Origin of the sequence: Klebsiella sp. 28 (assembly GCF_018223905.1) — a bacterium.
Classification (GTDB): Bacteria; Pseudomonadota; Gammaproteobacteria; order Enterobacterales; family Enterobacteriaceae; genus Klebsiella; species Klebsiella pneumoniae.
Genome location: NZ_JAGRQY010000171.1, coordinates 12,673 through 14,298, shown reverse-complemented (window position 1 = coordinate 14,298; position 1,626 = coordinate 12,673). Strand labels below are relative to the sequence as shown.

Annotated in this window: 2 protein-coding genes and 1 pseudogene (1 of these 3 only partly in view); 1 reads left to right on the top strand and 2 read right to left on the bottom strand. The window is 61.6% G+C overall.

From position 1 onward, the window contains the following. Positions 1-142, bottom strand: a 142-nt coding sequence (locus KHQ28_RS24075; protein ID WP_211777704.1) for a LysR family transcriptional regulator, incomplete at its 3' end; no start/stop codon positions are given. Between the two features lie 174 nt (positions 143-316). Here KHQ28_RS24075 and KHQ28_RS24070 point away from each other — a divergent pair. Continuing rightward, positions 317-1,294 carry a nitronate monooxygenase family protein gene (locus tag KHQ28_RS24070; RefSeq protein ID WP_002905232.1) on the top strand — a complete coding sequence of 326 codons (978 nt, stop codon included), beginning with the start codon at positions 317-319 and terminating at the stop codon, positions 1,292-1,294. Positions 1,295-1,326: 32 nt separating this feature from the next. On the opposite strand, the pseudogene KHQ28_RS24065 reads toward KHQ28_RS24070, so the two are convergent. Then, positions 1,327-1,626 (bottom strand): annotated as a pseudogene (locus tag KHQ28_RS24065) (Zn-dependent hydrolase) (it continues 656 nt past the right edge of the window).

Below are 1,626 nucleotides of genomic sequence, written 5' to 3'. Positions count from 1 at the left end.
GCCGGACCCCGCTCTCCTGCTCCAGCTGCTGCAGTGCTTTGGTCACCGCCGGTCGGTGGATTTGCAAATTTTCCGCCGCCTGGGCAAAGCTGCCGGCATCGACGATTTCAATAAAAATTTTAATATTTTCAAACAGATTCATTTGCATGATGGCCCGCCTCCCACTTCTTCATCAGTTCACATTATTACTAATTTAATAATAGTGATGAAAGTTTTTGCTCATTTTTTAAAACAATAAAGACGCCTACACTGCCCTCATTGCCGCATCGCTGGGGCGAACAAATTTATAACTTATTAACATACAAGGAAAAATAGCATGCAACCTAACCGCGTCGCCCGCATTCTGGGTATTGAAAAACCGGTGGTCCAGGGGCCCCTCTCCTGGCTAACCGATGCTCGTCTGGTGGCGGCCGTCGGCAACGCCGGTGGGCTTGGCGTGCTGGGCCCGAACGCCGGACTGACGGCGGCAACCGCCGTCTCCACCCCGGAGGCCACCGCCGAGAAAATGCGCGAAGAGATCCGCAAAACCAAACAGCTGACGGAGAAACCCTTTGGCGTCAACCTGATCCCGACGGCGGAAAATGACATCTGGACGCCGGCGATCCTCCCGGTGATCAAAGAGGAAGGGGTTAAGGTGGTGGTCTACACCGGCTACGGCGACGGTTCGTTAAAACCGGCGCTGTTCGACGAACTGAAAGCCGCCGGGATCACCATTATCTATCGTGACATCAACCCGACGCCGGAGAACAGCCGCCGCGCGGAGCAGGCCGGAGCGGATATTATTGTCGCCACCGGCTTTGACGAAGGCGGCACGCTGCCGGGTACCGCCCTTGGGACCTTCACCATCGTCCCGCTGATCGTTGACGCGGTACAGCGGGTTCCGGTGATGGCCGCCGGAGGGATCACCGACGCCCGGGGCGCGCGCGCCGTTCATGCCCTGGGTGCGGAGGGCGTCTTCGCCGGTTCGGTATTTATCAGCACCATCGAAAGCCGGGTTCCCGACTCGGTGAAAGCGAAAATTGTGGCCGCCAACGGTCTGGATCTGCGCCTGTTCCGTACCCTGCCGGACTACTACCGCGCGCTGCCCGGCAAACTGAGCGACACACTGGTGGCCATGGACCGGGCCGGCGCCTCAAAAGCCGAGCTGGCCCAGGCGATGGGTGGTCTGCGCGGGATGCGGCTGGGCATGCTGGAGGGGAATACCGATGAGGGATATATCTCGGTGGGCGCGGGGATCGGCAACATCCATGCCATCACCTCTGTCGCCGAGGTGGTCAACCAGCTGGCGGTGTGAAGCCGCCAGCCGGGGCACGGCAACCGGCGCGATCAGGCGTCGGCCACCTTCTCTACCGCCCGGGAGAAAGCGTCGATAGCCAGTCCGACGTCGGCGGCGGTGACCGACTCCGCCGGGTGATGGCTAACGCCCCCCAGGCAACGCACAAACAGCATCGCCGATGGCCAGCGCTCGGCGATGGCGATGGCGTCATGCCCTGCGCCGCTCGGCAGCGTCAGCGAACCCCCCTGCACCGCCACCACCGCCTCGCTCAGCACCGCCTGCAGGTGACTGTCGCAGGCGGTGGCGGCGATGCGATAATACTCCTCGGCGGCGAAACTCAGCTGGCGGCG